The organism is Burkholderia sp. B10 (genome assembly GCF_004368385.1).
In the GTDB taxonomy this organism is placed as follows: Bacteria; Pseudomonadota; Gammaproteobacteria; order Burkholderiales; family Burkholderiaceae; genus Burkholderia; species Burkholderia vietnamiensis.
In genome coordinates, this window is the sequence record NZ_PQMX01000048.1 from 1 (window position 1) to 25,546 (window position 25,546).

At 65.9% G+C, this 25,546-nt stretch carries 22 protein-coding genes and 2 pseudogenes; 11 read left to right on the top strand and 13 right to left on the bottom strand.

Annotated elements, in window-relative coordinates:
* Positions 1-208: 208 nt before the first annotated feature.
* Both C3Y15_RS21830 and C3Y15_RS32385 read right to left on the bottom strand, forming a co-directional pair.
* Complete coding sequence (locus C3Y15_RS21830) at positions 209-1,156, bottom strand: helix-turn-helix domain-containing protein (RefSeq protein ID WP_072465459.1); 948 nt, start codon at positions 1,154-1,156, stop codon at positions 209-211.
* Positions 1,157-1,195: 39 nt separating this feature from the next.
* Positions 1,196-1,873: pseudogene (locus C3Y15_RS32385) on the bottom strand (integrase).
* Between the two features lie 400 nt (positions 1,874-2,273).
* On the opposite strand from C3Y15_RS32385, the gene C3Y15_RS21840 reads away from it, so the two are divergent.
* From C3Y15_RS21840 to C3Y15_RS21865, 5 genes and pseudogenes are all read left to right on the top strand, one after another.
* The gene (locus C3Y15_RS21840; RefSeq protein WP_011880963.1) at positions 2,274-4,724 is read left to right on the top strand and encodes a dynamin family protein; all 2,451 of its coding nucleotides are present in this window, start codon (positions 2,274-2,276) and stop codon (positions 4,722-4,724) included.
* The gene (locus tag C3Y15_RS21845; protein WP_011880962.1) at positions 4,721-5,623 is read left to right on the top strand and encodes a diguanylate cyclase regulator RdcB family protein; all 903 of its coding nucleotides are present in this window, start codon (positions 4,721-4,723) and stop codon (positions 5,621-5,623) included. The genes C3Y15_RS21840 and C3Y15_RS21845 overlap by 4 nt, the downstream gene beginning before the upstream one ends.
* Entirely contained in the window at positions 5,616-6,692 is a 1,077-nt protein-coding gene (locus tag C3Y15_RS21850; RefSeq protein WP_011880961.1) for a patatin-like phospholipase family protein, read from the top strand. The genes C3Y15_RS21845 and C3Y15_RS21850 overlap by 8 nt, the downstream gene beginning before the upstream one ends.
* A 104-nt stretch (positions 6,693-6,796) precedes the next feature.
* Positions 6,797-7,314 (top strand): annotated as a pseudogene (locus tag C3Y15_RS32390) (integrase core domain-containing protein); the annotation flags it as partial.
* 49 nt (positions 7,315-7,363) lie between these two features.
* Complete coding sequence (locus C3Y15_RS21865; RefSeq protein WP_011880960.1) at positions 7,364-7,870, top strand: hypothetical protein; 507 nt, start codon at positions 7,364-7,366, stop codon at positions 7,868-7,870.
* An 83-nt stretch (positions 7,871-7,953) separates the two neighbouring features.
* On the opposite strand, the gene C3Y15_RS21870 is transcribed toward C3Y15_RS21865, so the two are convergent.
* From C3Y15_RS21870 to C3Y15_RS21880, 3 genes are all read right to left on the bottom strand, one after another.
* On the bottom strand, positions 7,954-8,547 hold the full coding sequence (locus C3Y15_RS21870; protein ID WP_011880959.1) for a hypothetical protein: 594 nt from the start codon (positions 8,545-8,547) through the stop codon (positions 7,954-7,956).
* A gap of 196 nt (positions 8,548-8,743) precedes the next feature.
* Positions 8,744-10,132 (bottom strand): NCS2 family permease, encoded by a 1,389-nt coding sequence (locus C3Y15_RS21875; RefSeq protein ID WP_069246408.1) that lies wholly within the window; start codon positions 10,130-10,132, stop codon positions 8,744-8,746.
* A 401-nt stretch (positions 10,133-10,533) separates the two neighbouring features.
* Positions 10,534-11,184 carry a TetR family transcriptional regulator gene (locus tag C3Y15_RS21880; RefSeq protein ID WP_014724114.1) on the bottom strand — a complete coding sequence of 217 codons (651 nt, stop codon included), beginning with the start codon at positions 11,182-11,184 and terminating at the stop codon, positions 10,534-10,536.
* 92 nt (positions 11,185-11,276) lie between these two features.
* Here C3Y15_RS21880 and C3Y15_RS21885 point away from each other — a divergent pair, with 92 nt between their 5' ends.
* Complete coding sequence (locus C3Y15_RS21885) at positions 11,277-11,942, top strand: class I SAM-dependent methyltransferase (protein ID WP_014724113.1); 666 nt, start codon at positions 11,277-11,279, stop codon at positions 11,940-11,942.
* Between the two features lie 37 nt (positions 11,943-11,979).
* Here the strand turns inward: C3Y15_RS21885 and C3Y15_RS21890 are convergent, their stop codons facing one another.
* From C3Y15_RS21890 to C3Y15_RS21910, 5 genes are all read right to left on the bottom strand, one after another.
* Positions 11,980-13,095 (bottom strand): alkene reductase, encoded by a 1,116-nt coding sequence (locus C3Y15_RS21890; RefSeq protein ID WP_046425059.1) that lies wholly within the window; start codon positions 13,093-13,095, stop codon positions 11,980-11,982.
* 64 nt (positions 13,096-13,159) lie between these two features.
* The gene (gene dkgB / locus C3Y15_RS21895) at positions 13,160-13,966 is read right to left on the bottom strand and encodes a 2,5-didehydrogluconate reductase DkgB (protein ID WP_059896402.1); all 807 of its coding nucleotides are present in this window, start codon (positions 13,964-13,966) and stop codon (positions 13,160-13,162) included.
* A 121-nt stretch (positions 13,967-14,087) separates the two neighbouring features.
* A complete protein-coding gene (locus tag C3Y15_RS21900; protein ID WP_014724110.1) occupies positions 14,088-15,032 on the bottom strand; it encodes a TIGR03571 family LLM class oxidoreductase in 945 nt (314 codons plus the stop codon).
* 15 nt (positions 15,033-15,047) lie between these two features.
* Positions 15,048-15,371, bottom strand: coding sequence for a hypothetical protein (locus tag C3Y15_RS21905; RefSeq protein ID WP_014724109.1), 324 nt, complete (start codon positions 15,369-15,371; stop codon positions 15,048-15,050).
* A gap of 30 nt (positions 15,372-15,401) precedes the next feature.
* Positions 15,402-16,604, bottom strand: coding sequence for an MFS transporter (locus tag C3Y15_RS21910; RefSeq protein ID WP_069246409.1), 1,203 nt, complete (start codon positions 16,602-16,604; stop codon positions 15,402-15,404).
* Between the two features lie 101 nt (positions 16,605-16,705).
* Between C3Y15_RS21910 and C3Y15_RS21915 the strand changes: the two genes are divergently transcribed.
* Positions 16,706-17,653 carry a LysR family transcriptional regulator gene (locus C3Y15_RS21915; protein ID WP_045577655.1) on the top strand — a complete coding sequence of 316 codons (948 nt, stop codon included), beginning with the start codon at positions 16,706-16,708 and terminating at the stop codon, positions 17,651-17,653.
* A 43-nt stretch (positions 17,654-17,696) separates the two neighbouring features.
* Here C3Y15_RS21915 and zwf read toward each other — a convergent pair whose 3' ends face one another.
* The gene (gene zwf / locus C3Y15_RS21920) at positions 17,697-19,172 is read right to left on the bottom strand and encodes a glucose-6-phosphate dehydrogenase (protein WP_011880949.1); all 1,476 of its coding nucleotides are present in this window, start codon (positions 19,170-19,172) and stop codon (positions 17,697-17,699) included.
* Between the two features lie 204 nt (positions 19,173-19,376).
* On the opposite strand from zwf, the gene C3Y15_RS21925 reads away from it, so the two are divergent.
* Together C3Y15_RS21925 and C3Y15_RS21930 are read left to right on the top strand one after the other, a co-directional pair.
* Entirely contained in the window at positions 19,377-19,955 is a 579-nt protein-coding gene (locus C3Y15_RS21925; RefSeq protein ID WP_034193364.1) for a TetR/AcrR family transcriptional regulator, read from the top strand.
* 207 nt (positions 19,956-20,162) lie between these two features.
* On the top strand, positions 20,163-21,038 hold the full coding sequence (locus tag C3Y15_RS21930; protein WP_034193363.1) for an SDR family NAD(P)-dependent oxidoreductase: 876 nt from the start codon (positions 20,163-20,165) through the stop codon (positions 21,036-21,038).
* Between the two features lie 114 nt (positions 21,039-21,152).
* On the opposite strand, the gene C3Y15_RS21935 is transcribed toward C3Y15_RS21930, so the two are convergent.
* The gene (locus C3Y15_RS21935; protein WP_060122071.1) at positions 21,153-21,731 is read right to left on the bottom strand and encodes a peroxidase-related enzyme; all 579 of its coding nucleotides are present in this window, start codon (positions 21,729-21,731) and stop codon (positions 21,153-21,155) included.
* Positions 21,732-21,994: 263 nt separating this feature from the next.
* Between C3Y15_RS21935 and C3Y15_RS21940 the strand changes: the two genes are divergently transcribed.
* Together C3Y15_RS21940 and C3Y15_RS21945 are read left to right on the top strand one after the other, a co-directional pair.
* Positions 21,995-23,185: a M20 aminoacylase family protein gene (locus tag C3Y15_RS21940; protein WP_014724102.1), complete on the top strand. Its 1,191-nt coding sequence runs from the start codon at positions 21,995-21,997 to the stop codon at positions 23,183-23,185.
* Between the two features lie 55 nt (positions 23,186-23,240).
* Positions 23,241-24,572 (top strand): MFS transporter, encoded by a 1,332-nt coding sequence (locus C3Y15_RS21945; protein ID WP_124260207.1) that lies wholly within the window; start codon positions 23,241-23,243, stop codon positions 24,570-24,572.
* Positions 24,573-24,668: 96 nt separating this feature from the next.
* Here C3Y15_RS21945 and C3Y15_RS21950 read toward each other — a convergent pair whose 3' ends face one another.
* Positions 24,669-25,457: an IclR family transcriptional regulator gene (locus tag C3Y15_RS21950; RefSeq protein WP_014724100.1), complete on the bottom strand. Its 789-nt coding sequence runs from the start codon at positions 25,455-25,457 to the stop codon at positions 24,669-24,671.
* Positions 25,458-25,546: the final 89 nt, after the last annotated feature.

A 25,546-nucleotide genomic window follows, 5' to 3' on the forward strand; every position in this document is an offset into this window, starting at 1 on the left:
GCAGTTCAGGCAGCGGCCCGCGGGCCGCTGCCTGACGCGCTACAGTTTGCCTTTTCTTCTTCATTGGCATATCCATGACTTTTACACCTCATGATATGCCCCGCCCACGAAATCACGGATAGGTCCCGCTACCCAGAAATCCGATAGCCGTTGAGCGCGGGTGATATAGGCAAACACCGACCGCAAGCGCTATCCGGCCGGCGCTCGATCAGCGCGCTTTATTCAATCTGCTCTCGCGTCGGATCGCCTGCGGAGGGTGGCCATGCAGTTTGATGAAGGCCCTCCGCATTCTTTCCGGATCAGTGAACCCTACCGCCAGAGCAATTTGTTCGATCGGTTCGCTGCCCTCCTGCAGGCGCAGCCTCGCAGCTTCGACCCGCAAACGTTCGACGGCCTTGGCAGGCGTTTCACCCGTTTCCCGGCGAAATGCTCGTCCGAACTGTCGCAGGCTTAATCTCGCTGCATCGGCGAGTCGTTCCACAGGTAACGCTTCAGCCAGATGTTCCCGGGCAAAGTTCAGGGCGATGCGGATACGATCCGATTCCGGCTCCATTTGCGACATGGCGGAAAACTGGGACTGCCCGCCTGGTCGACGATACGGGACGACCAAAAGCCTGGAGACAGCGCGCGCAACATTCGAACCCAGATCTCTATCGATCATGCCGAGCGCCAGATCTATTCCGGAGGCGATTCCCGCCGACGTCCAAATACGGCCGTCCACGACATAGATGCTATTGCCCTCGACCCTGGTGCGGGGGAAGCGCGACTGCAATAGAGCAGCGTATCGCCAGTGTGTCGTTGCTTTCAATCCGTCCAGCAAGCCGGTTTCCGCCAGCAGAAACGCTCCTGTGCACACGCTTGCCACTCGCGAGGCCCGGGCGGCCAATTTCGTGGCAGCTGCGATGTTCTCCGGTGTCTGCATCGGATCTAAATCGCCGCCCACGAAAACGACGGTATCGAATGTGCGCTTTCCGATCGGCTTTGTCTCGATCGCAATGCCCGTATTACCGGGAACCGGACCTCCAGACTGCGAGACGACATGGAGATCGTACGGAGTATGGCCAGCGGCTGTGGCTACTTGATTAAAGGCGGAAAGTGGGCCACCGAGATCGAGAGCATCATGGCCGCGGCAAACGAAAAATCCAATTCGATGCATGACGAAGTCGGTGGTCGAAGATTCAAGGGAGGGCTTAGTTTATAGAAAACCCTCGAATCGCGTCGTGCGGTTCGTCGTGGGGAAGAGGCGTCGTTTGTGCTCTCGTCGGACGGCCTGTGGCGGGTGGTAGTCAGGGCTTGGGGGGCGGCTTTGGTGTTGGGGACGTTGTCCGAGCAGCAACTGCGTCGCCGTAAGGTTCTTCGTTGGCCGGTAGGTCAGTGAAGCCGTTGTGCGGCGTATCGTGTGGTTCCGTATGCGGCGTCGTCAAGGCCGGTTGATGCAACCCAGCGATGTACCGGCCGGACGTATTGCCGCGTTGATAGATGAAGTGACATATGCAACGAGCTCCGGAACAGAAAATCCCGCGGCCATCAAACCTCGCGCTCCGATTCACGCTTCGAGGTTCTCGCGGGTCTGTTCTGTGGTCTCCAGTTGCACTGGCCGCTTGGCTTTCTGCTGCATGATGTCGCTCTGGATGCCACGTGGTTTCCCTCGCGGACATCCTGAACCAGCAACCACGTAAGATCACCCGCTCCGAGACTGCTACCAATCGCGAGATTGAACGGCGCGAGTCCGCGAGGGTTCGACGCCATCTGCAGTCCGGTCCGGCTCGCGCCCATTTTGCAGAGCTTTAGCGGCGGCTTCTGCCCCGGTGAGCTTGCCCTTGTTCCGTGGCACGCGGGCTCTAATGGCGACATTTACTGATTTTGTAACAATTCCCTCTCAACCGGACGTAAATTCAGTGTGCTCCTTTTTTGACGGACGCAATCCGATACGGAATGGACCATCTGTGATGCCCAAACCAACGGTCGGTTTAGAGGTGAAGCGGTACTTTGTGCTCACGGCTCTCGGCTCACGGCGGACGCCGTTGATGACGCTCTGTGCATCGGTTTGCTGGTCAGCCGCTATATCGAAAAAATTCACTTGGTTGCTTTCTCAGATACTCAAGTTTTTTCTTTATTGTCCGTAAACGCGAAATGTAATAAAAAGCAGTCGGCCGTTCTTCGGATTCGAGCACGGGCGACGACATCGCCGAAATAAGAGCCCACAGGCATCGAGCGGAAGAGCGCAATGCAGGCATTCCATTTCACTGTTGCCTATAACCATCGCCACGGATATGCACGAAAAGAACATTGAAACACTTCGGGAAGAGGCTACGCGTTTGCTCCAGTACGGCGGCGAGCTGCTGGAGGCAATGGAACGGAACCGAGGCATTGTCGTGGAGCCGAAGCGCGACGAGCCGCAAATCTTCGACCTCGAATCGACGCGCGTTCGCATCGATGAAATGCACAGCGAGCAAGGCAAGGTGGAACAGCTCGAAATGGTGCTTGCCGTAGTCGGCACTATGAAGGCCGGCAAGTCCACGACGATTAATGCAATAGTTGGCGCGGAAGTGCTGCCCAACCGCAATCGCCCGATGACCGCGCTGCCCACGCTGATCCGCCACACGCCCGGCCAAGCCGTGCCGGTCCTGCGGCTCAACCATACGGGGCCGATCAACACGTTGATGCACACGCTTGCCGAAGCGGCTGCGCATTCCGACTATCGCGAGGCCATCCGAGGGCTGCAGGATGACAAGGACATGACGGCCCTGCTGCAATTCGTGAAGACCGGCGACGAGTTCCAGCAGTGTTACGAAGGCGCTGACGAGATATTCCGCTTTCTTAAAAGCTTGAACGATCTCGTGCGTCTTGCCGGCGAATTCGGCATCGACTTTCCGTTCGGCAGCTACAGCCGCATCGAAGCGATTCCCGTGATTGAGGTGGAGTTCGGCCACTTGCGCGGCAAGGCAGACTTCCAGGGGCGTCTCGCGTTGCTCGATACGCCGGGACCGAACGAGGCGGGTCAAACTCATCTGCGCAAGATGCTGCGCGAGCAGTTGCGCAATGCATCGGCGATTCTTGCGGTGCTCGACTTCACGCAGCTCAAGTCCGACGCTGACGCCGAACTGCGCAAGGAACTGGTGGATATCGATGGCGCGCGCACATATGCGCTCGTGAACAAGTTCGACCAGCGCGACCGCAACGGCGATACCGAGGACGACGTCCGTGCGCTCGTGGCCGGCAAGCTACTGCCCGAGTTGGTGCGGTTGGATGACGTGTTCCCGGTTTCCTCGAAGCGGGGCTATCTGGCGAACCGCGCGCGAACCGAACTGGTCGCCAAGGGCCGCTTGCCGGACCATAAGAAGGAGGGCTGGGTCGAGGACTTCGCCACCGAGGCAATGGGCAGCAGTTGGGACGAAGACGACTTGGCGGATTCCGAAAAGGTTGAGAGCGCCGCTGAAAAGCTCTGGAAGAAGTCGAATTTCCAAACCTTGCTCACGGACGTGATTGAATACGCGCACGCGCGCGCGGCTGCGCTGGCGATCGACTCGGCCTCGCAGAAGCTGATCAAGCTAACTGGCGACGTCTCGAACTTCCTCGACATTCGGAAGACCGGCCTTGCGCAGGACGCGGAGAAGTTGCACGCGCAGATCAACGCCATCGTCGAGGACATCGAAAAGATCGGGAAGCTCGAACAGAACGCACAAAAGGCGACGGATGATGCACTGGCCAATATGGCTGGCACGGTCGACGAGCGATTCATCATGAGCGAGAAGGACGTCGGAGCAGTTATCGAAAAGTACTTCCAGGAAGGCAAGATGGCCGAGCGCGAGGAGGCCGAAGCACGCGGGCCGCGTGCGCGGCGGGCACGTAACAGGCTGATGCAGCCCGCCCGTGCGCCGGAGGAGGCGAAGCCGGCCACACGCAACTGGTTCAGGGCAATGTTGGGGTTTGAGTCCGATCGCGGTGGGAATACTGACTTCAATCCAGACAAGGAGACGATCCAGTTCGACGACGCGAGCAAGGCGCAGGAGTTGATGGAGACCATCCGCGCGCGCGTGGAAGAAGTCATGGCGCATGCTGAACAAGACATGCAGGACGATCTGATGCAACTAATCGAGGATTTCAAGAAGCGCTTTTCCGACCACGTCGAGGCACCGGCTCATATGATTATCGGTGACATCAACAAGCGCCTCGGCGACGACGGTTTCGTGGTGAAGCTGGAAATTCCGATGATCGCGCTCGACACCATCGAGTTTTCGAGCGGAGAGATGCTGGCCGACGCTATCCAGCACAAGACGCGCCGAGTTACGCGCCAGCGGCGTTCGTCCGGCGCGTGGGGCACCGTCTGCAGCTGGTTCAACACGAGCGATTGGGGTTGGGAAGACTATAGCGTTTCGGTCGAATACGCGGAGATCAGCCTCAAAACAGTGAAGGGTATGGTCGGCGAGCGTATCAAGGACAGCTTCAATGGTCTCGCGGCGCGTATCCACGAATCGGTCAAGGAGCCGGTTACCATGGCCACTGACAAATTCTTCGCTGCGTTCAAGGACGAAGTCCAGAAGATTCGTGGCACTCTGATGCAGAGCGAGCGCGATCAGCAGCGCAGCAAGGCGGAGAAGGACCGATTGATCGAAGATCTGGTCCTGTTGATGCGGAACGTGCCAGCCGCACGCGAGGACAGCGAGGAGCTGTATCGCGAAACGCAGCACTGGCTGTCGGATGCTCTGGAAGAGCAGGCATGAGCGAAGCGCCCATCAGTGCGGAGTCGGCGGTCTGCAAGACGCTGACCTGTCTGCCCGAGAAGTTGGTGGTCGACTTCGCCAATTGCGTGGCGGAGTCCAAGGGGCGACTGGCCGGTCAGTTCAGCCGCAACGGATTCTTTTCTCGCTGCTGGGAGGGATTCACGGGCCGCAGCGCCGAGCGCCAAGGTGCCCTGAACCAGAATTTCGCCGAAGGTCTCGAGGTGACACTGCAATGGTTGACGGAGCTTACCGAATCTGTCACCCAGAGCAATCTTGCGGTCGGCCTCGTGCATGACACGGTCAACCGCATGATGCTCGACGTCGCGGATGTGGCGGACTTCTCGATGAGTGTCAAGAACGAACTGCTGGCGAGTACGTTGCGCCTGGAAAAGCGGCTTGACGCGCTGGCTGACGATCTGGCGCGCGTGGACTTCATTCAGCGCGTGCAGTTGAATCTGGACCAGGTGTTCAACCGCTGGCGTGCCGGCCGTTTCGCTGGCCTTTCGCCGGCGGGCCGAGCCTATGCGGCGCTCGAATGCCTGTGGTGGGGCGCGTTCGGCGACTATTGCCGCTATCAGGAGGGACCGCAGCGCCATGCATTCGTCGAGGACGCGATGAACCGCGTGACGGCGCAACTCGCTGACGACGCGCGATGTGCGACGAGCGAGCGGATCGATACGTCGTGGTGGCTCGCGGCGGGCAGCACTGCAGAGCAGCGGGACGGCGCGGCGGCACTCTCGTATCTCGGCGCTACGCTGAACCCGGCGCGCGCTCCGGTCGCATTCTCCGTCTCGCAGACTCCCACCCGCCTGCCGCTCGAAATGCCATTGCGTGCCACGCCGCGGCGCATCGGCGAGGCCTTGGTGCGTGAACTTTTCGGAGGGGCTATACGTGGATGAACTGAAGGTAGGTCTGGTGCTCTCGGGCGGGGGCGCGAAGGGTGCCTATCAGGTCGGTGTCATGCGTGCGCTAGCGGAGGTCGGCGCGCAGATCGACATGGTTGCGGGCGCGAGCATCGGCGCGCTCAATGGTGCGATCGTGGCGTCGGCTGTCACTCCGCAGAAGGCGCATGCGCACCTCGCCCTGCTTTGGGACCGGCTCGCGCAGACATCGCCGGTGGAGTTTCAGGCTTTTGGCTACCTCACGCTCCTGTCCTCTGCTGGTGCCGTGCTGGCGCCCACCCGCGCGCTTGGTCGTGTACTCAAGGCGGCTCGCGTTGCCGCCGCAATGCTGGACGTCACTCTGCCGAAGTCGCTCGACATGCTGGCAAATGGCCTTGCGAGCGACAAGCCGCTCAAGGCGTTGATGGACGAGTATCTCGATCCGGCAGCGCTGAACGCCGGCTTGCCACTGTACGTTTCGCTGTTCCGCTCGCAGACCCCCTTCGACGACCTGCTTCGCATCGCCGCCGCAGAAGTAGGGATCGAGGACACGCCAGCATCAACCTACGTGCACGTGCAAGGCTTGCCGGAGGCGGAGCAGAAGGCCGCATTGCTCGCCTCCGCCGCGATTCCGGCGATCTACGCGGCGAAAACGGTCAACGGTGAGCGCTATTCCGATGGTGGCATCGGCGGTTGGCGCAAGATGCAGGGCAACACGCCTGCAGGGGCGCTGCTCGACGCGGGCTGCAACATGCTGATCGTCTCGCATCTGTCCGACGACTCGCCGTGGTCGCGCCGCGAGTTGCCGCAAGCGACCGTACTGGAAATTCGTCCGCAGCGCGCGATATCGCGTGACCCGAGCCTGCTCGATCATCGCGATCTGCTCGGCTTCGATCCGAAGCGGATTCCGTCTTGGGTCGAACAGGGTTACGAGGACACACTCGCGTGCGCCGAACGCGTTATGCGGGCCGGCGAAGCCCGGCGCATGCTGCGCGAGTCGGAGAGGATATTGGAGGCGAAACGGACCCAACACATTGGAAATGAGGCGCGCCTTGCCGATTCGATGGCGCGCTTGCGCCGCTACTGAAAGGTTAGCGGCGAAGTGCTCACCAGAAAACCTATAAGCGCGCTGTGCAACTTGCTAGAGAAGTGATTCTTGACCCTGATCCGAGAAATAGTCCGGTTCAAAAGTGGAGCATGGATTTTGTTGTAGATATAGCGTTCGATGGGCGACGCCTTCGCGCTCCGACCATCGTCGACAACTGCACACGGGAACGCCTGGCCATCGAGGTCCGACGAAGTCTGAAGTGCAGCATGTGGTCGAAGTGTTGGCGCGTATTACTGCCACGCGCGGGTACCCTGCCACCACCAAAGTTGACAATGGCAACGAGTTCATCTCAAAGGTGGTGGACTGGTGTGCGTATGAACCTGGCATTGAACTGGATTTCAGGCTGCCGGGCACGCCAACTGAAAACGTCAAGGTCGAAAGCTTCAACGGGCGCTTCCGTCAGGAAGGTCTGAATGCGCATCGGCTCTTGTCATTGGCGGGCGCGCAGCAAAATAAGTGATTGGCGCACGTACTATAACGAGGCTCATCCCCACTCGCATTGCCGTGGATGACATCCACCGAATTCGGCCGTCTGGAAAGGAAATCCGACTCGCCTGACAACTCAACCACGCTGAAAATATCCGCTTCCGGTCGTGACTAATTCTGATTCAGGGTCATTAAAAGTCAATATCGCTATACCAGCTGAAGACATGTACGTCACTCAATGCGAGCACGCCGGCTCGGCGTTGCAGCTTCGTTTTGTACATGACTTTCATCCGACGTCTCCGCGCAACGAGCAAGTCCTGCAGATATCCCTTGAAGGGCTGCGCAATGTCTCGACTTGCGTCGAGTTTTTTCGCGACCGCCAGTACACCAAGCCGATTTACCTTGAGCTTGATGAGAAGACACTTACCGCTACGGCTGACGCGGGCGCTTTGCTTTCGATGAATGCGACTGCGCTCACGGTGAGCTACGACAGACTGAACCAGGATGAGCTGCGTAAGGAGTTGGATTTGGTCTACGAATGGTATCTCGGTGCCGATCGCAGCTGCGCGAATGCATACAAACGCATCAACGCGATACGCAGCCTGACGGCGGAGTCGATACGGCGAATCGAATCGAAGTCATCTGGCCATGCTCGCGGTGGAACGGCTTCAGTGTTGTATGGGCAGCAACTTCATTTGCTCAACAGGATCTTGCAGTTGCTTGACGAATAGTACTGGGTCCCGCGAACGTGGTGGCCGACCGGTCGTGGCGGCTCCGATTCAATCGATCCAACGCTATCTATCCACCTCACCCCTCACCCCACCGCAAGCTCCACAGCCGCGAGCGTCCGCCGCCGAATCCAGCCGCTCGCGAGCCGGATCGCGAGCCAGTACGGCACGAACAGCGCGCGCGTGCGCTTGCTCGGGCAATGAACGAAGGTTTCCGTGCGCAAGAACCGCGCGCCGCTCGGCAGCCCGACGACCTCGAACCTGAGCACCAGCTTCGCGTCGTGGGGATCGGCGTGCCGCACGAACGCCGCGGCGTCGTCGATTGGCCGGACGTCGGGCGTCGGACGCCAGAAGCGGCCGACGAGGCCAAGCGACAGCGACGTATCGTCGCGATGCAGCAGCGTGAACGTATCGAAGCCGAAGCGTTCACGCGCAGCGCCGCCGCTGCGGCGGCCCACCAAACGAGCGACGGCCGCCGGCGCTTCGCGCACGGCGAGCAGCGCATCGATCACCGGATCGGCGCGCATGTCGAGCGCGGCGACGGCATCGATGATGCGAGCCGACGGCGCGTCGATCGGCTGCGATTCGTGCGTTTCGACGAAGCCGAACGACGGGATGAACGGCGGCTTGCGCGGCGCGGTCCGCGTATCTGATTCGGAGACGATACCGAACGGATTCATGACGGTTCCGGAACACAAAGCGCGATCGTAGCACCGCGTGCGCAATCGTGATTCGACGCGCCAGCACGCGCTCGCCGCATCTGCGAAGCACCACGCCCGTACGGGCAAAAAAGCCTGGAAACATCCGCTTCCGGGCCTGCAGAGCGCTCGCCGCTGAGCGTGAACGCAAACATTCCCGTCCCGCTGCGCACCGGCTTCAGATCGCCCAGCCGCCGAGATAGAACGTCACGAGCACGGCCGCGATCAGCACGGTGCCGACGTTCAGCTTGCGCCATTCGCCGCTCGCGACGCGGCCGATCACGAGCGTCGAAAAGCCGAGCATGATGCCCGTCACGATGTTCGCGGTCAGCACGATGAAGACGGCGCACACGAGGCCCGACATCGCGTCGACGACGTCGTCCATGTGCAGCTTGCTCACGCTGCCGAGCATCAGCAGGCCGACGTACATCAGCGCGGGCGCCGTCGCATACGACGGCACGAGCGCCGCGAGCGGCGAGAAGAACATCACGACGAGAAACAGCACGCCGACCACCGCTGCCGCGAGGCCCGTCTTCGCGCCGGCGGCCACGCCGACGCTCGACTCGATGTAGGCCGCCGCCGGTGCGCCGCCGAGGAAGCCGGAGAAGATCGAGCTGACCGAATCGGCGGTCAGCGCGCGGCCGCCGTTGACGATGCGGCCGTGCGCATCGAGCTGGCCGGCTTGTCCCGCCACCGCGCGAATCGTGCCCGTCGCGTCGAACACGGCGGTCATCACGAGCGCCAGCACGCTCGGCAGCACGGCCATCGACAGCGCGCCCTTGATGTCCATCGCGCCGATCAGCGACGCGTGGCCCGGCGCACTGAGCGACGGCAGCGCGAAGATGCCGCGGTACGTCACCGCGGGATCGAACGCGAGGCCAATCGCCGACACGGCCACCACCACCAGCAGGATGCCGCCCGGCACGCGCCGCTTCTCGAGCCCGAAGATCGCGGCGAGCCCGACGATCGACATGATCGCCGGGAACGCGGTGATCTGGCCGAGCGACACCGGCAGCCCCGCGCCCGGGTTCTTCACGACGAGCCCGACGTCGTTCGACGCGATCAGCAGCAGGAACAGGCCGATGCCGATCCCCGTGCCGTGCGCGACGCCCGCGGGCAGATTGCGCAGGATCCACGAGCGCACGCCGGTGACCGAGATGCCGGTGAACACGACGCCCATCACGAACACGGCGCCGAGCGCGACGCTCGGGTGCAGGCCCTTGCCGAGCACGAGGCCGAACGCTGTGAATGCGGTCAGCGAGATCGCGCAGCCGATGGCGATCGGCAGCTTCGCCCACAGGCCCATCAGCAGCGAGCCGAACGCCGTGGTCAGGCAGACCGCGACGAACACGGCGCTCGTGTCGAAACCGGCCTTGCCCAACATGCCGGGCACGACGAACACCGAATAGACCATCGCGAGGAACGTGGTCACGCCCGCGACGATTTCGCGGCGCTGCGTGCTGCCGCGCGACGAGATGTCGAAGTACCGGTCGATGACTCCCTTGGTGCCGAAGTCCGTTTCTTCCGCGCCGACGCCGACCGTCGGCTGCACCGGGGTATCACTCATGAGCTTGCTCCTTTATCAGCATGCTGAAACGGCCGCGGCGGACCGTCGTCAGGGTGTCTCGAATCTGGTTGGAATGATCGGCATCGTCGTGCGCACGCATGATGCGCGGCGGGTGTCGCCGGCCGCGCGCCAACCGGCGCGCGTGCGTCGCGTCGTACCACGCGCGGCGAGGCGGACTCGGCCGCGTGCTTTGCCGTAGCGAAGGTTAGGCGAACGGCCCGGCGCGTCCCATTGGAGGAACGGCATGCAGCGCATGTCGGCGCGCTTATATCCGCGTGCCGCGGGGCTTCGTCGACGAGGAACGCGCGTATACGCCTAGTTCGAATCCGTTAAGGCGACTATTCGTAGGCGGGATGGGCGGCAGTGGCACTGCAGCGGCAGCGCAGCGCGGCCGCGCTGCCTCAGTCGCGCGCGGGATGCGCGCCACGGACCAGATGCTCGAGATATGCGCAGAACATGTCGGCCATCGCGTTCGAGTACGCGTCGATCTCGGCCGCGCTGCGTTCGGTCTCGGAAAACGCCTTGCCGCCCGCCGTGAGCGTGGTCACGATCAGGTCGCCCGCGAGCGTGCGCGCGGCGTCCGGCACGTCGGGCAGCGCTTCGCGCATGAACGCGCCGAACACGCGCTCGCTTTCGGCTTTCAGTTCGCGCGCCTCGGGCGCATCGCGATAGAGCGGCGCGGCGTCGTCGAGTGCGGTGCGCATCGGCGCCTCGTCGCACTCCGAGCGCACGAACGCATGGACGGCAGTGCGCAGGCGCTCGAGCGGCGTCTTCGCGCCGTCCTGCAGCATCGCGCACAGCATGCCGGAGGTTTGCCGCCATTCGTCGTGCTGCAGGCGGAACAGCACGGCGGCCTTGTTCGGGAAGTACTGATACAGCGAGCCGACGCTCACGCCGGCCCGCTCGGCGACGCGCGCCATCGTGAAGCGCTGCGCGCCTTCGGCCGCCAGAACCTGAACAGCGGCCTGCAGCACGGCGTCGACGAGTTGGGTCGAGCGGGCCTGCCGAGGCAGTCTGCGTGAGGCGATCCGGGTGGTGCGGCGGTCGGTCATGGCGGCTCCGGGAATGCGAATAGTAAAACGTGAATAGTTCGTCATATTCTAGTCGGGCGCCCTGACGCGCTCAACCTGACCCGGAGATTTGCATGACCACCCTGATTCAAGATCCGCTCGCATCGCTGCTCGCGCGCCTGTTCGACGAAGCCGACGCGTCGTCGCCCGCGTCGGACCCGGCGTTCGCCGGCGTGTCGCGCGACGAGCTGGCGCGGCTGATGCGCAGCAAGACCGATTACGCCGATTTCTATGCAGGTCTGAAGGACTATCCGCTCGCGGTGTCGCGCGAGACGGGCGCGCTGCTGTACATGCTCGCGCGCGGTTGCGGCGCGCGCTCGATCGTCGAGTTCGGCACGTCGTTCGGCATCTCGACGCTGCATCTGGCGGCCGCGCTGCGCGACAACGGCGGCGGCCGCGTGATCACGAGCGAATTCGAGGCGTCGAAGGTGGCGCGCGCGAGCGCGAACCTCGCGGCGGCCGGGCTCGCGGATCTGGTCGAGATCCGCGCAGGCGATGCGCTGCAGACGCTCGCGACCGACCTGCCGGCCACCGTCGACCTGCTGCTGCTCGACGGCGCGAAGGCGCTGTATCCGGAGATACTCGCGCGCGTCGAGCCGCGGCTGCGGCGCGGCGCATTCATCGTCGCCGACAACGCCGAGCACAGCCCCGACTACCTCGACTACGTGCGCGCGCCGGCGAACGGCTACCTGTCGGTGCCGTTCGGCGCCGACGTCGAGCTGTCGATGCGGCTCGTCTGACATCGGCGCGCCATCGCGCGGGCGCTCACTTTCACGTTCACGCGCAAGCCTGCGCGAGCGCCGGGTAGTCGGTGAGGCCCTTGGCGCCGCCGCCGAACAGCGTGTTGCGATCGTGCGGCGCGAGCGCGGCGCCGCTGCGCAGGCGTTCGGGCAGGTCGGGGTTCGCGACGAACGGGCGGCCGAAGGCGATGAGGTCGGCCCAGCCGGCGGCGATCGCTTCGCGCGCGCGCTCGGCGGTGTACTTGCCCGCATAGATCAGCACGCCGCCGAACGCCGCGCGCAGCTTCTGCTTGAATGCCGCCGGCATCAGCGGCGCGTCGTCCCAGTCGGCTTCGGCGATGTGCAGATAGCCGACACCCAGTTCGCCGAGCAGCGTCGCGGCCGCGAGGTAGGTCGTTTCGGGATCGTCGTCGACGCAACCGTTCAGCGTGGTCAGCGGCGCGAGGCGGATGCCGACGCGCGACGCGTCGCCGGTGCCTTCGATCAGCGCCTGCGCGACCTCGCGCAGGAAGCGCAGACGGTTCTCCAGCGAGCCGCCGTATGCGTCGGTGCGCGTGTTCGCGTTCGAGTCGATGAACTGGTTCACGAGATAGCCGTTCGCGCCGTGCAGCTCGACGCCGTCGAAGCCGGCTTCCATCGCGTTGCGCGCGGCGGCGCGGTATTGCGCGACGATCTCGCCGATCTCGGCGACCGTCAGCGCGCGCGGCTCGGACGCCTGCACGAAGCCCGGCGTGCTGCCGTCGTCGCCGGCGATGAACACGTTCACGCCTTTCGCCTGGAGCGGCGACGACGACACCGGCTGCGCGCCGCCGAGCAGGCTCGTGTGGCTCAGGCGGCCGACGTGCCACAGCTGCGCGAAGATGCGGCCGTGCGCGGCATGCACGGCGTCGGTCACCTTGCGCCAGCCGGCGACCTGCGAGCGCGTATGAATGCCGGGCGTCCACGCGTAGCCCTTGCCGAGCGGCGCGATGTAGGTGCCTTCGCTGACGATCAGGCCGGCGCTCGCGCGTTGCGCGTAATACTCGGCCATCAGTTCGTTCGCTTCGTCGCCGGGCTGGGTCGCGCGTGAGCGCGTCATCGGCGGCATCACGATACGGTTCGGCAGCGTCAGCGCGCCGAATTGCAGCGGTTGGAACAGCGGGTCGTGGTTCATGCTGGTGTCCTTTGAGTGCCGCGGCCGGCTGGCCGCGGATGGGTTGATCGACGGATGGGCGCGCTCAGTCCCACTGCGGCGCGAGGCCGGCCGGATCCACTTCGCGGCCGTTGCGCTCGAGCGTGGCGATCTGCGCGAGGTCTTCGTCGGTCAGGCGCAGCGTCTGCGCGAGCAGGTTGCTCGCGAGGTGCTCGCGCTTGGTCGACGACGGAATGACGGAGTAGCCGAGCTGCAGCGCCCACGCGAGCGCGACCTGCGCCGGCGTCGCGCGGTGGCGTCGCGCGATCGCGTCGAGCACCGGGTCGCCGAGCACCTTGCCGTAGGCGAGCGTCATGTACGACGTCACGTGGATGCCTTCGCTCTGCAGAAACTCGACGAGCTTGCGGTTCTGCAGATACGGACTCAGCTCGATCTGGTTCGTCGCGATCGCGTCGCTGCCGACGGCCGCGATCGCTTCCTTCGTCAGCGCGATGTTGAAGTTCGACACGCCGATCTCGCGCGTGAGGCCCTTCGACTTCGCGTCGGCCAGCGCGGTCATGAACGCGTCGACCGACACGCCGTTGTCGGGCGCCGGCCAGTGGATCAGTGTCAGGTCGACGTAGTCGGTGCGCAGCTTGCGCAGGCTGTCCTCGAGGCTCGCCGCGAGCTTGTCGGGCGCGTAGTTGTCGACCCAGATCTTGGTCGTGACGAACAGGTCTTCGCGACGCACGCCCGATGCCGCGATCGCCGCGCCGACTTCCGCTTCGTTGCCGTAGATCTGCGCGGTGTCGATCGCGCGATAGCCGAGCTCGAGGCCGTTGCGGACCGAGTCGATGACGACCTGGCCCTGCAGGCGGAACGTGCCGAGGCCGAAGGCGGGAATCTTGCTCATCGTGTGCTCCTGGAAGAGGTGGAACGGTTGCGGTATGGGGTCATTCTGGCTGGTGCAACTGATGAGATAAACGCCGTCAGAGGTCAAAAATATTTGATTTCAGATCAAGGATCGTGCGGCGCTATGCGGCGCGGGTCGTTGCGGGCGCATGGAACGCGGGCAGCACGTGCGTCGCGATCTCGGACATCGTCTCGTCGAGCGGCCGGCGATTGCGCCGGAAGTGCAGCCCGATGTGCTGCACGCCCGCGTCGCGCATCGCCGCGAGTTCCTCGGCCAGCGCGATGCGCCCGGCGCGCGCGCCGAAGCGGTGGCGCTGCAGCGGTTCGTGCGGGTCCTCGGCGAGATCGAGGTGGATGAAGCTCACGTACGGCTTGTTGCCGGCCACCGCGCGCCAGTTCGCGGCGCGCTGCCGGTGATCGTCCGGCGTGCCGGGATACGCGAGGCAGCCGTCCAGGTGTTCGCCGATCCACGCGGGCGTCTGCTGCGCGAGGCCCGCGACGAGCAGCGGCAGCGGCGCGGCGACGTGCGGCAGGACCTCGAGCCCCGGCGGCAGGTGGCCGCGCGCGCCGTCGCGCAGCAACGCGATCTGTGCGCGGAAATTCGCGCCGCGCGACGCGAAATCGCGGCCGAACAGCGGATATTCGACCGGCCGGTCGCCGCTCGCGACGCCGAGCAGCAGGCGGCCGCCGCTCAGCGCGTCGATCGTCGCGGCCGATTTGAGCGTCAGCAGCGGCTCGCGCAGCGGCAGCACGACGGCCGCCGTGCCGAGCAGGATGTCGCGCGTGATGCCCGCGAGGTAGCCGAGATACGAGAACGCCTCGAACACCTGCGCGGCATCGCCGAACGACGGGTCGTACACCGGCACGTCGCGCACCCAGAGCGCGCGGAAGCCGAGCGTGTCGGCCAGGCGTGCGAGTTCCGCGTGCCTGGCCAGATCCGGCACGCCGGGACGGCGGCCGTCGTGCTGGCGCTTCGCGTCGCCGGCCGGCGACCAGTCGTTGTCGAGCGGCAGCTCGATGCCGATGCTGAAGCCGCCGGCGGCGAGCGCTTGAAGTGACGTGGACATGATGGACGTCTCCGTTCAGACCGCGCGCAGGCTGCCGTCGAGCCGGTGGAAATCGAGCGACGCCGCGGTGAAGAACGTGCGCGACGTGCCGGCCGCGAAATCGTCGATGTGCACGACGGTCGCGCGATCGGCTTCCTGCCACGCGATCGCGTAGGTGTCGGCGGCGACGGGCTGCCACGTGTATTCGACTTCGCCCGTCGCACCCGCGTACGGGCCGTCGGTGATCGCGTAGCGCATGTGGCGGCCGTCCGCGTCATAGGCGTTGAGGGCGGTCAGCCCGTCGTAACGGACTTCGAACGTCTTGCCGGCGAACGGCGGACGTCGGGTCGATGCATTCATGCTGGGTCGCTCCTGCAAAAAGGGTGACGTTCAATGGGCGAGTTCGACGGGTTCGGCCGTGCGTTCCGGCAGCCCGGCGCTGCGGTCGAGGCGGCCGCTGAGCGCGGTCAGCGCGAACGCGCCGAGCGTGACCAGCGCGGCGATCCACGGCGTATGGCCGAGGCCGGCGCTCGCGACGATCAGCCCGCCGAGCGACGAGCCGCCCGCGACGCCGAGGTTGAACGCGGCGATGTTGAAGCCCGAGGCGACGTCGGTGGCGTCCGGCGCGAAGTGGCGCGCCTGCTTGACGACGTACACCTGCAGGCCCGGCACGTTGCCGAACGCGACCGCGCCCCACGCGAGCATCGTCAGCACCGCGAGCCATTTCACGTGCACGGTGAAGGTCAGCGCGAGCAGCACGACGGCGAGCAACAGGAAGATCCGCTTGAGCGCGCCGACTGGGCCGACGCGGTCGGCGAGCTTGCCGCCCCACACGTTGCCGAACGCGACCGACACGCCGTAGCCGACCAGCACGAGGCTGATCTGCGACGGCGTGAAGCCGGCGATCCGTTCGAGCAGCGGCGCCATGTAGGTGAATGCGATCAGCGAACCGCCGTAGCCGACCGCTGTCATCGCATAGACGAGCAGCAGGCGCGGCTGCGCGAGCACGCGGAACTGGCGGGCGAGCGGCGCGGGCGCCGTCTGCGGCAGGCCGCGCGGTACGAACGTCACCGCGCCCGCGAACGCGACGACGCCGAACAGCGCGACGATCAGGAACGTCGCGCGCCAGCCGAAGTGCTGGCCGATGAAGGTGCCGAGCGGAATGCCCGCGACGAACGCGACGGTCATCCCGCTGAACATCGTCGCGATCGCGCTGGCGGCCTTCTCCTTCGGCACCAGCGTGGTCGCGATGATCGAGCCGACCGAGAAGAACACGCCGTGCGCGAGGCCGGTGAGGATGCGCGCGACGATCAGCGATTCGTAGCCGGGCGCCTGCCACGCGACGAGGTTGCCGATCGTGAACAGCGCCATCAGCGCGGCGAGCAGCGTCTTGCGCGGCACGCGGGCGGTGAGCGCGGTGAGCAGCGGCGCGCCGATCGCGACGCTCAAGGCATAGAGGCTGACGAGCAGGCCGGCCGACGGCAGGCTGACGCCGAGATCGGCGCCGATGGTCGGGATCAGCCCGACGATCACGAACTCGGTGGTGCCGATGGCAAACGCGCTGATGGTCAGCGCAAGTAGGGCGAGTGGCATGACGGGATCCTGGTTCCGGTGAGGACGGATCGCAGTGTGCCGGCTTTACTTTTGCGGAAAAACTCGTCTATAAACCAAATTGTTTTGATTTGAGATCAATAATGAAGATCACGCTCGACGAACTCCAGGCCTTTGCTGCCGTGGTCGACACCGGCTCGATCACCGCTGCCGCGCAGCGGCTCGACCTGACCGTGTCGGCCGCGAGCCGTACGCTCGCGCGGCTCGAGGAGAAGCTCAAGACCACGCTGCTGCGCCGGACCACGCGCCGGCTCGAACTCACCGAGGAAGGGCGGGCGTTCCTGCAGGACGCGCGCGCGATCATCGAGTCCGTCGAAAATGCCGAGGAGCAGATGCTCGCGCGGCGCGAGATGCCGTCGGGGCGCTTACGCGTCGACGCGGCGACGCCGTTCATGCTGCACGTGATCGTGCCGCTCGTGCGCGGCTACCGCGAACGCTTTCCGAAGGTCGAACTGGAGTTGAACAGCAACGAGGGGATCATCGACCTGCTCGAGCGGCGCACCGACGTCGCGATCCGGATCGGCCGGCTCAAGGATTCGACGCTGCACAGCCGGCGCATCGGCAACAGCCGGCTGCGGATGCTCGCGAGCCCCGCGTACCTCGACGCGCATGGGCAGCCGCGCAAGGCCGACGAGCTGCGCAAGCACACGCTGCTCGGCTTCACGCAGCCGGAATCGCTGAACGTGTGGCCGATCCTCGGCGAGGACGGCGAGCCGGCCCGCATCGAGCCGGCGATCTGGTCGTCGAGCGGCGAGACGCTGCGACAGCTCGCGCTCGACGGCGCGGGCATCGTCTGCCTGTCGGACTTCATGACCGCGCAGGATCGCGAGGCCGGGCGGCTCGTGCAGGTGCTGACGCGCCACACGCTCGACGTCGACCAGCCGATCAACGCGGTGTATTACCGCAACACCGCGATTTCGTCGCGGATCGCGTCGTTCGTCGATTACCTGATCGATGCGCTGCGCGGCGGCAGCGGCACCGGCAGCGAAGCGCCCGCGCGGCGCAAGGCCGCCTGGATGGGGCCGCTGTGACGGCGCGCCGCGCGCGTGCGCGGCGGGCCTGCCGGCGGGCCGCTTACGCCTCTTCGGACCACGACATGTTGTCGCGCGCGAGCAGCGCCGACGACGCGGCCGGCCCGAACGTGCCGGCCGTATAGAGGCGCGGGCGGTCGCCGAGCTGCTTCCAGCCGTCGAGGATGGGCTCGACCCACGACCACGCGGCTTCGAGCTCGTCGCGGCGCATGAAGTGCGTGAGGCGGCCGCGGATCACGTCGATCAGCAGCCGCTCGTATGCTTCCGCGCGCCGTTCCGGAATCGCCTGCTGCAGGTCGAGGTTCAGGCTCACGGGCACCATCTTCATCCCGCTGCCCGGTTCCTTCGCGAGCATCTGCAGCTGGATCGATTCCTCCGGCTGCAGCTGGATCACGAGGCGGTTGCTGTAGTGGCGCGGGCCGCTCGGGATGATCGAGAACGGCATGTCCGCGAATTCGATCACGATCTCCGACTGGCGGCGCTGCAGCCGCTTGCCGGTGCGCAGGAAGAACGGCACGTTCGCCCAGCGCCAGTTGTTGACGTACGCGCGCAGCGCCACGAACGTCTCGGCGTGGCTGTCGGCCGGCACGTTGTCTTCCTCGAGATAGCCCTTGACCGGCTGGCCGTCGACGGCGCCGGCCGTGTACTGGCCGCGCACCGTGTCGCGCGCGACGTCCGACAGCGCCATCGGCCGCAGCGAGCGCAGCACCTTGAGCTTCTCGTCGCGCACCGCGTCCGGGTCGAGCGACACGGGCGGCTCCATCGCGACGATGCACAGCAGCTGCAGCAGGTGGTTCTGCACCATGTCGCGCAGCGCGCCGGTGTGATCGTAGAAGCCCGCGCGGCTGCCCACGCCGACCGTTTCCGCGACCGTGATCTGCACGCTGCGGATGCTCGGCGCCTGCCACAGCGGCCCGAAGATCGGATTGCCGAAGCGCAGCACCATCAGGTTCTGCACCGTCTCCTTGCCGAGGTAATGGTCGATCCGGTAGATCTGCGATTCCGCGAAATGCTTGCCGACTGCATCGTTGATCGCCTGCGCCGATGCGAGGTCGTGGCCGAGCGGCTTTTCGAGGACGACGCGCGAGCGCGCATCGACCAGATGCGCGGCCGACAGGTTGTCGCAGATCGTCGTGAACAGCTCCGGCGACGTCGACAGGTAGAACACGCGGATCGCGTCGCTACGCGCCGCTTCGCCGAGCCGCGCGTAGTCCTGCGGCGCGTTCACGTCGATCAGCACGTACTTGAAGAGGTCGAGGAAACGCGCCCAGGCATCGGCGTCGAACGCCTTCGCGTCGATGAACGGGCGCGACTGCTCGTCCATGAACTGGCGGTAGCCGTCGATGCCCCAGTCGCGGCGGCCGACCGCGATGATGCGCGTGTCCGGCGGCAGGTTGCAGTGCAGATGCGCCATGTAGAGCGCGGGCAGCAGTTTGCGGGCGGCCAGGTCGCCGCCGCCGCCGAAGATGATCATGTCGACGGGCTGCTCGGCTTCGGTCTGGTTGGGCTTGTTCGTCATGGAGGATTCGCGGTCTGAAACGGGTGAGCATTGGAACGGACATCGAAGCACCGGCGCCGGTGGGTTGGCACGCCGATACGTGGAAACGCTAATAGTGCACGTTTTTGCTGCGGGATGTCTGCAGTGGGCGCGCTTGTAACAGCGCTTGCGTTTCATTCGTCGTCTTGATTATGATTGAGTGCTCACTCATTAAAGGATCCGAACGTGGCCCGTCCCCGCAGTCCCGACAAACAGGAGGCCATCCTTGCCGCCGCGGCGCGCGCGCTCGCGGAGGACGGCGCGAGTGCGACGACGGCGCGCATCGCCCGGCTCGCCGGCGTCGCGGAAGGCACGGTGTTCACCTATTTCGACAGCAAGGATGCATTGCTGAACGCGCTGTATCTCGACCTGAAGGCCGGCATGCGCGACGCGATGATGACCGGCTTTCCGGAGCAGGCATCGGCCGAGCAGGCGATGCGCCATGCCTGGAACGGCTATGTGTCGTGGGGCGTCGCGAACCCGGACGGGCGGCGCGCGCTGCAGCAGTTGATCGTGAGCGGGCGTATCGACGACGCTCATCGTGCGGCAGGCGCCGAAGGCTTCGGCGCGGTGCATGCGCTGTTGCACGAGCACGCCGCCGCGTCGGGTGGCTTGCAGGCCGAGCATGCGCATGCGTTTCGCGCGTCGTTGTTTACGGCCATCGCCGAAACGGCGATGGAGTCGATCGCGCGCGAGCCGGCCGCGGCCGATGCGTACCGGGAGGCCGGGTTTCGCGCGCTCTGGGCGGTATTGCACGCGGTGTGAGCGCTCGCGCGGCGCGCCGGATCGGCGTGCGCAACGTGCGGGTGAAGCAATACGGCGCGCCCGGTTCGGTTCGGACCGGACGCCGCCGCAGGGACGAACACGGGCTCAAGCAGCGTGACACAGGATGCAAGCGCCCGATGTAGCGTCGATATTAATGAGTGAGTAATCATTCATTGTGAGCGGTTCAACGTTGGACGGGAGTCGAATATGTCGAAGGTCTGGATTGTGACGGGGGCCGCGCGCGGCCTGGGGCGCTCGATCGCGGGCGCGGTGCTGGCGGCGGGCGATCGATTGGTGGCCGGGGCGCGCGATCCCGCGCGGCTTGCCGATTTGGCGGAACGTTACGGCGACCGCTTGCGAACGGTCGAGCTCGACGTGACGGACGAAGCCGCGGCCGCGCATGCGGCCGCTGTCGCGCGCGACGCGTTCGGTCGTATCGACGTGCTGGTGAACAACGCGGGCTACGGCCATACGGCGCCGTTCGAGCAGATGAGCGCCGAGCGGTTCCGCGACCAGATCGACACGAACCTGTTCGGCGTGATCAACCTCACGCGCGCGGTGCTGCCGACGATGCGCGCGCAGCGTTCGGGCCACATCTTCCAGGTGTCGTCGGTGGGCGGGCGGACGGCCACGCCGGGCCTCTCGGCGTATCAGGCCGCCAAGTGGGCGGTCGGCGGGTTCAGCGATGTGCTCGCGAAGGAAGTTGCGCCGTTCGGCGTGCGCGTGTGCACGCTGGAGCCGGGCGGGATGCGAACCGAGTGGGCCGCGCAGGCGAAGCGCGAAGTCGACGCGCTGCTGCCCGACTATCAGCCGTCGGTCGGGAAAATGCTGGACATGCTGGGCTCGTATGGCGGCCGCGAAGTCGGCGACCCGGCCCGGATCGCGGCGCTGATCGTCGAGTTGTCGCGCCGCGACGACGTGCCGTTGCGCCTGCTGCTCGGCGCCGACGCGCTGTTCGTCTGCGAGCAGGCCGAAACGCAGCGCGCACAGGAGGCGGCGCGGTGGCGCGATACGACGTTGTCGACGATGTTCCCCGACGCGAAGCTGCCAGAGGGGCTGCACACGTTGAAGCAGGTCGGGTAGGCGGGCAAGCGCGGGTTTCGGCCGCGCGTTCTGCGGCTGCGCCGCTGCCGGCCGGCGCATGCGGCGAACGGCGCGGCAGCACGAGGCAGGCTGCGCCCGCGACGGCCCGCGCCGTCAACGCCCGAGCGCGTAGAACTGCGCGTTCGGGCGCATGTTGGTCACGTTCGCGAGGCGGTTCGACATGCCGAAGAACGCGGCGATCGCCGCGATGTCCCACGCGTCGTCGTCGCTGAAGCCGTGCGACTTCAGCGTGTCGAAGTCCGCTTCGCCCACTTCATGCGCGGCCTGCGAGACCTTCATCGCGAAGTCGAGCATCGCCTTCTGCCGCGCGGTGATGTCGGCCTTGCGGTAGTTCGTCGCGATCTGGTCGGCGATCAGCGGATCCTTCGCGCGGATGCGCAGGATCGCGCCGTGCGCGATCACGCAATACTGGCACTGGTTCGCGCTGCTGGTCGCGACGACGATCATCTCCCGGTCGGCCTTGGTGAGATTGCCGGGCTTGTCCATCAGTGCGTTGTGGTACGCGAAGAACGCGCGAAATTCGTCCGGGCGATGCGCGAGCGTGACGAACACGTTCGGGATGAAGCCCGACTTCTCCTGAACGGCGGCGATGCGTGCGCGAATGTCGTCGGGCAGATCGTCGAGCGCGGGCACGGGGAAGCGGCTGATGGGCGCGTGGTCGGCAGCGGTCATGGGGTCTCCTTGATAGTGGCGCGGTCGGGCGCGCTGCGCGTGCCGCCGGCCGGAACGTGAACGATAAACCGTTGGGCCGCGGCGTCAACGGCGTGCACGTGTCGGCCGTCGGGAGCCGTGTTTACCCTGATTAATAAACTTTATCGGGGTGAAAAATTCCGCATCTTATTGAACCGATATCGGCTCGTTATAGTGGCTCGCTTTCCCGCATGCCGCTCGCCGCGTGCGGGCTGACACGCAGACGCTCAGCAGGAGCCCGCTTGATGACCACCGATGTCCGCTTCACCGAAATCGACGACCTGATGCCCGCAGCCGCCGCGCTGCGCGAGATCCGCCATCACATCCACCATCATCCCGAGCTTGCTTACGAGGAGCATGAGACGGCCGCGCTGGTCGCGCACAAGCTCGAGCAGTGGGGCTGGCAAGTGACGCGCGGCGTCGGCGGGACGGGTGTGGTCGGCACGCTGCGCGTCGGCGACGGCGCGCGCAGCATCGGCATCCGCGCGGACATGGACGCGCTGCCGATCGTCGAGGCCACCGGCCTGCCGTATGCGAGCGGCACGCACGGCAAGATGCACGCATGCGGCCATGACGGCCACACGACGATGCTGCTCGGCGCCGCGCAGCAGCTCGCGAAGACGCGCAACTTCCGCGGCACGGTCCATCTGTATTTCCAGCCGGCGGAGGAGCACGGCGTGGACAGCGGCGCGAAGAAGATGATCGACGATGGCCTGTTCGAGCGCTTTCCGTGCGATGCGGTGTTCGGCATGCACAACCATCCGGGCGCGGCGCCCGGCGTGTTCCTCACGCGGCGCGGCCCGTTCATGTCGGCCGGCGACAAGGCGATCATCAAGATCGAGGGCGTCGGCGGCCACGCGGCGCGCCCGCATCTGACGGTCGACCCGGTGGTGGTCGCGGCGAGCATCGTGATGGCGCTGCAGACGATCGTCGCGCGCAACGTCGATCCGTCGCAGCCGGCGGTCGTCACGGTCGGCTCGATGCACGCGGGCACCGCCAACAACGTGATTCCGAGCGGCGCGCGGCTCGAACTGAGCGTGCGTTCGTTCAGCCCCGACGTGCGCGCGCTGCTCAAGCGCCGCATCGTCGAGCTGGCCGAGACGCAGGCGGCGAGCTACGGCGCGACGGCCGACGTCGAGTACATCGAAGGCTATCCGGTCGTCGTCAATACGGACGCCGAAACGGACTTCGCGGCGCAGGTCGCGCGCGAGCTGGTCGGCGACGCGCACGTCGTCGAGCAGGCCGACCTGCTGATGGGCAGCGAGGACTTCGCGTTCATGCTGCAGCAGCGGCCGGGCTCGTTCGTGCGGCTCGGCAACGGCGAAGGCGAAGACGGCTGCATGGTGCACAACCCGAAGTACGACTTCAACGATCGCAACCTGCCGATCGGCGCGGCCTTCTGGACGCGCCTCGTCGAGCGTTACCTCGCGCAGTGATCCCGGCCGCGGTGGCCGCGCGGCGCTTTCGGCCGCATTGTCAGGAGATTGAACGATGCAGAAAGATCCTCTCGCGCTGCACGCCGGAGCGGCCGGCGCCGCCGAGGTCCACACGCACGATGCACCGGCCGTCACGCAGCGCGGCGCGATCGCGGCGGCGGTGATCGGCAACTGGCTCGAATTCTTCGACTTCACCGTGTACGGCTTCTTCGCGGTGCTGATCGGCAGGCTGTTCTTCCCGTCGAGCGATCCGACCACGTCGCTGCTGCTGTCGGTCGCGACGTTTGCCGCCGGCTTCTTCACGCGGCCGCTGGGCAGCGTCGTGCTCGGCGTCTATGCGGACCGCAAGGGCCGCAAGGCCGCACTGAACCTGACGATCATGCTGATGGCGCTCGGCACCGGCCTGATCGCGATCGCGCCGACCTACGCGCAGGCCGGCGTCGCCGCGCCGCTGCTGATCGTCGTCGCGCGGCTGATGCAGGGCTTCTCGCAGGGCGGCGAGTTCGGCGCGGCGACGTCGACGCTGATCGAGCACGGCGGCACGTCGCGCCGCGCGTTTCGCGCCAGCTGGCAGCTCGCGACGCAAGGCGGCGCGGCGCTGATGGGCTCGGGCTTCGCGGCGCTGCTGTCGAACACGCTGACGAAGGACGCGCTCGAAGGCTGGGGCTGGCGTCTGCCGTTCTTCGCCGGCTTGCTGATCGCGCCGGTGGGGATGTACCTGCGCCGCCGCCTCGCCGACGACGCGCCGGGCGACCACCACCACGCGATCGAGCGCGGCGTGCTGCGCGAGCTGTTCTCGAAGCACGCGCGCACGGTGCTGCTGCTGATGCTGACGGTGATGGGCGGCACGGTGTCGACCTACATCCTGACCTTCTACATGCCGACCTATGCGATCCATACGCTCGGCGTGCCGATGAAGCTGTCGATGTTCGTCGGCGTCGCGTCGGGCTGCGTGATGCTCGTCACGTGCCCGCTGTTCGGTTGGCTGTCGGACCGCCTCGGCAGCCGGCGCATGCCGATCTTCGTCGAGCGCGGCGTGCTGGTGCTGCAGCTGTTCCCCGCGTTCTGGCTGATGAACCACCATCCGACGCTGTCGGTGATCCTGCCGCTGACCGCGCTGATGCTGCTGTTCTATTCGCTGGGCTCGGCATCGGAAATGGCGCTGATGTGCGAATCGCTGCCGCGCCATGTGCGTGCGACCGGCATTTCGATCGCGTATGCGATGGCGGTGACGATTTTCGGCGGCACCGCGCAACTGGTCGCGACCTGGCTCGTGAAGACGACCGGCAGCAAGCTCGCGCCGGCCGGCTATGTGGCCGCTTGTGTGGTGCTGTCGCTGATCGCGGTCGCGATGCTGCGCGAAACCGCGCGCGAGTCGATGGACTGAGGCGGCGCGCGGCCGCTCGGGCCGCGCGATGTCGCGCCATGTCGTGCGATGGTCTTCGGTTCGGACGGCATCGCGCGTGAGGTGCGCGCATTGCGTCTAACCGCGCCTCGCGACGAGTTCCGACACCGTCTGCGCCGCCTGCTGCAGCGGCCCCAGAAACTCCTTCACCATCTGCTTCGCGGTATGCCGCTGCGCGTTGCCGCTGATGTTCATCGCGGCGATCACCTGCCCGCGGCGGTTGCGGATCGGCGCGGAAATCGACATCAGCCCGACCTCGAGCTCCTGGTCGACCACGGCCCAGCCCTGCTGGCGCACCTGCGCGATCGCGGCCTTCAGTTCGCCGAGGTCGGTGAGTGTGCGCGGCGTGTGCGCGCGAATGTTGCTCTGCGCGAGCGTGTCGTCGAGCGTCGCATCGTCGAGCGCGGACAACAGCACGCGGCCCATCGACGTGCAGTACGCGGGCAGGCGGCTGCCGATCGACAGGTTGATGGTCATGATCTTGTGGGTCGGCACGCGCAGCACGTAGACGATCTCGGTGCGATCGAGCACCGCTGCCGAGCAGCTCTCGTGGATCTGTGCGGACAACTGCTCCATCACCGGATCGGCGAGATTCCAGAACGGCATCGACGTCAGGTACGCGAAGCCTAGCTCGAGGATCTTCGGCGTGAGCCGGAACAGCCGGCCGTCGGCCTCGACGTAACCGAGCGTCTGCAGCGTCAGCAGGATGCGGCGCGCGCCCGCGCGCGTGAGCCCGGCGGCCGCCGCGACCTCGGTGAGCGTCTGCTCGGGGCGCTGCGCATCGAAGGCGCGGATCACCGCGAGGCCGCGCGCAAACGACTGCACATAGGAGTCGCCGGGTTTCGTCTGGATGTCTTCGGTGGTCATGAACGGTCGGATTGTCGTGCAGCCGAGAAGATAGCGCATGGGGCCCGGCACGCCAACCGCACCGCGGCGCGCGCGCTTGACAGCGCATC